This is a genomic window from Rhodobacter sp. P1_C2, assembly GCF_056406375.1.
The window spans coordinates 91,298-97,880 of record NZ_JBFUAG010000017.1 but is presented as its reverse complement, the minus strand read 5'-3'; the positions used below and the strand labels follow the sequence as shown (position 1 = coordinate 97,880).

6 protein-coding genes and 1 pseudogene are annotated in these 6,583 nt (G+C 66.7%); 5 read left to right on the top strand and 2 right to left on the bottom strand.

Features of this window, described 5'->3' with window-relative positions:
• Positions 1–234 (top strand): annotated as a pseudogene (locus AC1DZT_RS22730) (IS110-like element ISHne4 family transposase); the annotation flags it as partial.
• A gap of 10 nt (positions 235–244) precedes the next feature.
• Here AC1DZT_RS22730 and pdxR read toward each other — a convergent pair.
• Together pdxR and tpa are read right to left on the bottom strand one after the other, a co-directional pair.
• Positions 245–1,693 carry a MocR-like pyridoxine biosynthesis transcription factor PdxR gene (pdxR, locus tag AC1DZT_RS22725; RefSeq protein WP_478008934.1) on the bottom strand — a complete coding sequence of 483 codons (1,449 nt, stop codon included), beginning with the start codon at positions 1,691–1,693 and terminating at the stop codon, positions 245–247.
• A 134-nt stretch (positions 1,694–1,827) separates the two neighbouring features.
• Positions 1,828–3,201: a hypotaurine--pyruvate aminotransferase Tpa gene (gene tpa, locus AC1DZT_RS22720; protein ID WP_478008933.1), complete on the bottom strand. Its 1,374-nt coding sequence runs from the start codon at positions 3,199–3,201 to the stop codon at positions 1,828–1,830.
• Positions 3,202–3,489: 288 nt separating this feature from the next.
• On the opposite strand from tpa, the gene AC1DZT_RS22715 reads away from it, so the two are divergent.
• Genes AC1DZT_RS22715 through AC1DZT_RS22700 form a run of 4 tightly spaced genes read left to right on the top strand, consistent with a single transcriptional unit; the run spans position 3,490 to position 6,479 of the window.
• Positions 3,490–4,395, top strand: a complete 906-nt coding sequence (locus tag AC1DZT_RS22715; protein WP_478008932.1) for a 2-dehydro-3-deoxygalactonokinase — start codon at positions 3,490–3,492, stop codon at positions 4,393–4,395.
• A 1-nt stretch (position 4,396) separates the two neighbouring features.
• Positions 4,397–5,029, top strand: a complete 633-nt coding sequence (locus AC1DZT_RS22710; RefSeq protein WP_478008931.1) for a 2-dehydro-3-deoxy-6-phosphogalactonate aldolase — start codon at positions 4,397–4,399, stop codon at positions 5,027–5,029.
• Between the two features lie 2 nt (positions 5,030–5,031).
• Positions 5,032–5,889 carry an SMP-30/gluconolactonase/LRE family protein gene (locus AC1DZT_RS22705; RefSeq protein ID WP_478008930.1) on the top strand — a complete coding sequence of 286 codons (858 nt, stop codon included), beginning with the start codon at positions 5,032–5,034 and terminating at the stop codon, positions 5,887–5,889.
• Between the two features lie 20 nt (positions 5,890–5,909).
• On the top strand, positions 5,910–6,479 hold the full coding sequence (locus tag AC1DZT_RS22700; RefSeq protein WP_478008929.1) for an SIS domain-containing protein: 570 nt from the start codon (positions 5,910–5,912) through the stop codon (positions 6,477–6,479).
• The last annotated feature ends 104 nt before the right edge of the window (positions 6,480–6,583 follow it).

Genomic DNA, 6,583 nt, shown 5'->3' with positions numbered 1-6,583 from the left:
ACCCTGCGCGGAAGGCGCCACATCTGGGGCGGGCGACCCGCCATCAGACGCAGCCTCTACCTGGCCGGCTTCATCGCCTCGCGCCACGATCCGAACATCAAGGCCTTCAGAGCAAGACTCGCCGCTGCCGGAAAACCGACAAAGGTCGCAATCATCGCCTGCGCAAGAAAACTCCTGACAATTCTCAACGCAATGGTCAAAACAGGCAAAGACTACGCCCAAACCAAAGCCTGAAAGACAGTTGCTACCGAAGGGCAAGGGCGATGCGGGCGATGCCCTCGGCGATCCGGGTCTGCGGGATCGAGCCATAGCCCAGCCGGTAATGCTGGCGATCCTCGCGGGCGGGGTCAAAGAAGGTGCGGCCGGGTTCGATCAGCACGCCATTGGCGCGCAGCCGCGTGGCCAGCGCCTCGGTGTCGACGGGCGCGCGCATCCAGAAGCTGGAGCCGCCGAAGCCGCCCTGCCCGGCCACCGTCAGGCCATGGGCGGCAATCGCCTCCTCCATCACCTGACGCCGGCGCCGGAAGGCAGAGCGCATCCGGTTGATCAGCGTGTCATAATGCCCGAGGGACAGGAAATAGGCCATGGTGCGCTGGATATGGCCGGGCGGGTGGCGCAGGCTCATCAGCCGCAAGGCCCGCGCCTCGCGGATGAAGCCGGGGGGGCCGACAAGGTAGCCCAGCCGCATCCCCGGAAAGACCGATTTGGAGAAGGACCCGGCATAGACCACCCGCCCCTCGGCATCGAGGGATTTCAGGGCCGGAGAGACGGGTTTGAGGAAGGACATCTCGAATTCATAGTCATCCTCGACGATGACGAAGCCTTCGCGCCCCGCCGCCTCCAGAAGCGCGCGGCGGCGTTCGACCGGCATGGTGGCATTGGTCGGGCACTGGTGGCTGGCGGTGGTGAAGACGGCATCCACCCCGCGCGGGATCGCGTCGGGCGGCAGGCCATCGGCATCGACATCGACCGAGAGGACCTCGGTCCCGCTGGCGCCGAGGATGGCGCGCAGGCCGGGATAGCCGGGGTTCTCCATCGCCGCGCGGCGCCCCGGGCCCAGAAGGCAGGCAGCGGTCAGCCAGAGCGCGTTCTGCGCGCCCATGGTCAGCAGAACCTCATCCTCGCGCGCGGCAATCCCGCGCTTGGGCAGGATCTGGCGCAGCAGGTATTCGATCAGCAAGGGGTCGTCGCGTTCGTAATAATCCGCCGTCATCGCGGCGAAGTCGCGCCGGCCGAGGGCGCGAACCGCGCAAAGCCGCCAATTCTGATGGTCGAACAGGCTGGCATCGGCCTGACCATAGATGAAGGGATAGGTATAGCGTTCCCAGTCGTCGGGCCGCTCCACCCCGCGCTGGCGGGAAAAGCGCCCGGCGATGCGGCTGAACTCCGCCGCCTCGGCACGCACGGCCTGAGCCGGCAACTCGCTGGCCAGCGGTGCGTTTTCCGAGACGAAATAGCCCGACCGCCCGCGCGCCGCGAGATATTCCTGCGCCACCATCTCGGCATAGGCCAGCGTCACGGTCAGCCGGCTCACCTGCAGATGCGCCGCCAGCCCGCGCGAGGAGGGCATCTTGGCCCCCGGCCGGAACCGCCCCGAAAGAACCCCCTCGGTCACCATCTGCCGGATGCGCTGCTGCAGGCTGCCGCGTTCGGCAGCCGGCAGGACAAAAGCTTCGGGGGGGATCGTCGCCATCGGGGCCTCCATGCCGCGATTGGCCCCGCGTGCCCCCCCAAAGTCAAGGGGCGCGGAGATCTCCCCCCGCACCCCCCTCTTCATTGGTCCATAAATATCCTCGGGGGTCCGGGGGCAGACAGCCCCCGGCGGGTTCAGCCAAAAACCCGGGTCAAAGCATTGTCGATGGCCCCGGTGATCGCATCGATGTCATCGGCCGTCGCAATCAGCGCAGGGCTCAGGCACAGCGTGTTGTTCAGCCCGGGGATCGAGCGGTTGGTCATGCCGATGATCACGCCATTGGCGTTGCAATCGGCCACCACAGCCGCGACTTTCTTCTCGTCCGCAGGCTCCTTGGTCGCCCGGTCGGCCACCAGTTCCGCGCCGCAGAACAGGCCCTTGCCGCGCACATCGCCGATGACTTTATGCTTTTCCATCAAGGCATTGAGGTTGTCGATCACCCGGGCGCCCATCTTCAGGGTGTTGTCCAGAAGACCCTCATCCTCGATGATCCGCATGTTCTCCAAGGCCGCCGCCGGACCCGCCGTGCAGCCGCCGAAGGTGGAGATGTCGCGGAAATAGCTCAAGGGGTCCGCCGCATCGTCCTTGAACATCGCGAAGACCTCTTCGGTCGTCACGGTGCAGGAGATCGCCGCATAGCCCGAGGCGACGCCCTTGGCCATGGTCACGAAATCGGGCTTGATGCCGAAATGCTGGTAGCCGAACCAGGTGCCGGTGCGGCCGACGCCGCAGACCACCTCGTCGATGTGGAGGAGGATCTGGTACTTCTTGCAGATCTCCTGCACCCGCTCCCAATAGCCCTTGGGCGGCACGATCACGCCACCGCCGGCGGTCACCGGCTCCAGCACCAGGGCGCCGATCGTGTCCGGGCCCTCGCGCAGGATGACCTCTTCGATCGCATCGGCGGCGCGCTCGCCGTAATTCTCGACATCCCACTGCTTGCGGTATTCCAGGCAATGCGGGACCATCACGAACCCATCGGGATAGGGCCCGTATTGCAGCGCCCGCTCCTTCTGGCCCGAGGTGGCCAGGGCGGCGATCGTCGTGCCGTGGTAGTCACGCTCGCGGTAGAGGATCTTGTTCTTCTTGCCGCCGTGGTGCCGGTGCGAGATCTGGCGCACCATCTTGTAGACCTTCTCGTTGGCTTCCGAGCCCGAGTTGGAATAATAGACCCGGGTCAGGCCCGGCATCTTCGAGATCAGCTTTTCCGCGAAAAGTGCGCCCGGCACCGAGCCGTTGGAGCCTGCGAAATAGTTCATCTTGACCAGCTGGTCGGCCACGACCTTGGCGATGCTTTCGCGGCCATAGCCCACGTTCACCGTCCAGACCGCCCCCGAGACCGCGTCGATATATTCGCGCCCCACGGCATCCCAGACGCGCAGGCCCTTGCCTTCGACAATCACCCTCGGGTCGATGGTCTCATATTGCTTGTGCTGGCTCAGGTGGTGCCAGACATGGGCCTTGTCGGCCGCAACAACGCCGCTCAGGTCGTTGGTCATCGTGTTCATCGGTCTCTCCTCAAAGCGCTGCAGGGCCTGGGCTGCCCCATGACGAATCAAACCGCGCCGTCCTGCGGCCTCGCCAGCCAGATGGGCGCCATCATCCGCCTTCCGCGCCGGGGACGTTAGGTCCAGAGAAGGGCGGGACTTAACGCCAGAGCCGCGCCAAGCCTTTCCCCGCCGCCTTTTGCGCAAAGCCGCGGGGGCCCTGCCGCGGCCTTGTGCGATTTTTCAAAGCGGCAATTGCCCTTGGCGCCGCAAAAGGGCAAAACTCCCGGGCAAAAGAAGGAGAGTACCATGCCTGCAAAGGGGCCCGCCGCCTGGATAGCCGTTGATTGGGGCACGTCGAACATGCGGGCCTGGGCGATGGGCGAAGGCGAAATCCTCGACCAGGGCCGCAGCGAAAAGGGCATGGGCAAGCTCGCCCCCGCCGAGTTCGAAGCCGCCCTGATGGAGGTGATCGCGCCCTGGCTCGGCGCGGCTCCGACCCTGGTTCTCGCCTGCGGCATGGTTGGCGCGCGGCAGGGCTGGCAAGAGGCCAGCTACCGCGCCGTGCCCTGCACCCCCACCGATCCGCAGGGCCTGACCCGGGTGGCAACCCAGGACAAGCGCCTCGATGTCCGCATCGCCCCCGGCCTGTCGCAGGCGAAACCCGCCGATGTGATGCGCGGCGAAGAGACCCAGCTGGCCGGCGCCCTCGCCCTGCACCCCGGCTTTGACGGCGTCTTCTGCCTGCCCGGCACCCATTCCAAATGGGCGCAGGTTTCGGCGGGCGAGGTCGTCTCTTTCCAGACCTACATGACGGGCGAGCTTTTCGCCCTCCTCTCCGCCCAATCGGTCCTGCGCCATTCGCTGACCGCCGAGGGCTGGGACGACACCGCCTTTGACGAGGGTCTGGACGAGGCCCTCTCGCGCCCCGACCGCATCGCGGCCCGCCTGTTTTCCCTGCGCGCCGAGGGGCTGCTGCACGGCCTGACCTCGGCCCAGGCCCGCGCCCGCCTGTCGGGCCTTCTGATCGGGATCGAACTGGCCGGGGCCAAGCCCTATTGGCTGGGCCAGGAGGTCAAGCTGATCGGGGCGGCGAAACTCTCCGCCTCCTATGCCCGCGCCCTTGCGACGCAAGGGCTGAAAGCCGACATCCTCGATGACACCGCCTGCACGCTCGCCGGCCTCTCCGCCCTTCATGCCAAGCTGAAAGCATAAGATGACCCAAGCCCTGCACCACACGCGCAACCTGATCGCCATCCTGCGCGGCCTGACCCCCGCCGAGGCGCTGCCGGTCGGCGAGGCGCTGATCGCCGCCGGGATCACGCGGATCGAAGTGCCGCTGAACTCGCCGCATCCGATGACGTCGATCGCGGCCATGGCCAAGGCCTTCGGCTCCCATGCCGAGATCGGCGCTGGCACGGTGCTGACGGTCAAGGATGTGCAGGAGGTGCAGGACGCCGGCGGCACGCTGATCGTCTCGCCCAATTGCGACCCCGAGGTGATCGCCGCCACCAAGGCGCGCTTCATGGCCTCGTGGCCCGGGGTGATGACGCCCACCGAATGCTTTGCCGCGCTGAAGGCGGGGGCGGATGGCCTCAAGATCTTCCCGGCCAACCTGATCGGCCCCGAGGGCCTGAAAGCCATGCGCGCCATCCTGCCCAAGGGCACGGCGGTCTATGCGGTGGGCGGCGCCGGGGCCTCGAATTTCGGGCAATGGTTCAAGGCGGGGGCGGATGGCTTCGGCATCGGCACGGCGCTTTACACGCCGGGACTGGCGTTGGACCAGATCAGCGCCCGCGCCCATGAAATCGTTGCGGCCTATGACGCCGCAGCCCAGCCGGGAGCCTGAGCATGATCTATGACGACCGCCGCTGCGAGCTGGGCGAAGGGGTGATCTGGCACCCCTCGCAGGGCGAGCTTTTCTGGTTCGACATCCTCAGCGGCACGCTGATGTCGAGCAATGGCAATGGCCCGCGTTCGTGGCAGATGCCGAAGATGGCCTCGGCCATGGCCTATGTCGGCTATTATGTCGTGCTGATCGCGGGGGAAGGCGAATGCTTCCTCTACTCGCTCGACACCGGCGAGGCGCTGACCCTCTGCGCGCTGGAGGCCGACAAGCCGGAAAACCGCCCCAACGACGGCAAGACCGACCGGCAGGGCGGCTTCTGGATCGGCACGATGCAGAAGGCGGACGCGGACCGCGAGGGCAAGGGCGCCATCTACCGCCTGTTCAAGGGCGAGCGGCGCAAGCTTTACGACGGCATCTCGATCCCGAACGCGATCTGCTTTGCCCCCGATGGCAAGACCGCCTATTTCGCCGACACCATGGCGCAGCTGGTCTGGAAGGTGGCGCTGGACGAGAATGGCTGGCCCGCGGGCGAGCGTGAGGTCTTCCTCGACTTCACCGGGACCGAGATCTTCCCCGATGGTGCCACGATCGACGCCGAGGGCAATTTCTGGAACGCGCAATGGGGCGCCGGGCGGGTGGCCTGCTATTCCCCCGCGGGCGAATACCTGCGCGAGGTCAAGGTCGATGCGCCCCATACCTCCTGCCCGGCCTTCGGCGGCCCGGGGCTGACCACGCTCTTCGTGACCACCGCCCTGCAGGGCATGACCGAGGCCGAACGCGCCGCCTATCCGAACGCCGGCAAGGTCTTTGCCTTTGAAGGCGTCGGCGTGGGTCTGGAAGAGCCGAAGTTCCTGTCCTGACCCCGCCGCAGGGAGCCGCCATGACCGAGCCCAAAACCCTCGCCGACCTTGCCGCCGCCGCGACCGAAGAGCTGCGGCAAGGCTGCGCCACGGTCTCGCAGGCCGAGCTGGAGGCTCTGGCGCGGGCCATCGCCTCTGCGGGCCGGATCGTGGTCTATGGCTGCGGGCGCGAGGGGTTGATGCTGCGGGCGCTGGCGATGCGGCTTTACCACCTTGGCCGCGATGTCCATGTGCAAGGCGACATGTCCTGCCCGCCGCTCGGGCCGGGGGATCTGCTGCTGGTGGGGTCCGGCCCCGGCCGCCTTGCGACGGTGGCGGCGCTGATCGGTCAGGCGCGGGCCGCAGGGGCGCGCGTCGCCTGCGTGACGGCAGAGCCGCAGGGACCGGACCCGCAGGCCAGCGATCTGGTCCTGGTGATTCCCGTCCAGACCATGGCGCGCGACCAGCTTGCCCCCACGTCAGTCTTGCCGATGGGCTCGGTTTTCGAAGGTGCCATGTTTCTGGTCTTTGAGCTTCTTGTGCTGCTTTTACGCCCGCTTTTGCAAGAAAGCCCAGAATCTATGCGTGCGCGCCATACCAATCTGGAATAGGCCCTTGGCCCGGCGGCGAAAAATTATTCTCTTGCACAAAGCCGCGCCGCTGGGTCAGATCAGGAAAAGCAACGGCGGGACCACATGCCGGAACAGGGAAATAC

Excerpts from the sequence above, each read along its gene's own strand:
- pdxR (WP_478008934.1), bottom strand. The coding sequence starts at position 1,693 with ATGGCGACGATCCCCCCCGAAGCTTTTGTCCTGCCGGCTGCCGAACGC.
- AC1DZT_RS22705 (WP_478008930.1), top strand. The coding sequence starts at position 5,032 with ATGATCTATGACGACCGCCGCTGCGAGCTGGGCGAAGGGGTGATCTGG.
- AC1DZT_RS22715 (WP_478008932.1), top strand. The coding sequence starts at position 3,490 with ATGCCTGCAAAGGGGCCCGCCGCCTGGATAGCCGTTGATTGGGGCACG.
- tpa (WP_478008933.1), bottom strand. The coding sequence starts at position 3,201 with ATGAACACGATGACCAACGACCTGAGCGGCGTTGTTGCGGCCGACAAG.
- AC1DZT_RS22710 (WP_478008931.1), top strand. The coding sequence starts at position 4,397 with ATGACCCAAGCCCTGCACCACACGCGCAACCTGATCGCCATCCTGCGC.
- AC1DZT_RS22700 (WP_478008929.1), top strand. The coding sequence starts at position 5,910 with ATGACCGAGCCCAAAACCCTCGCCGACCTTGCCGCCGCCGCGACCGAA.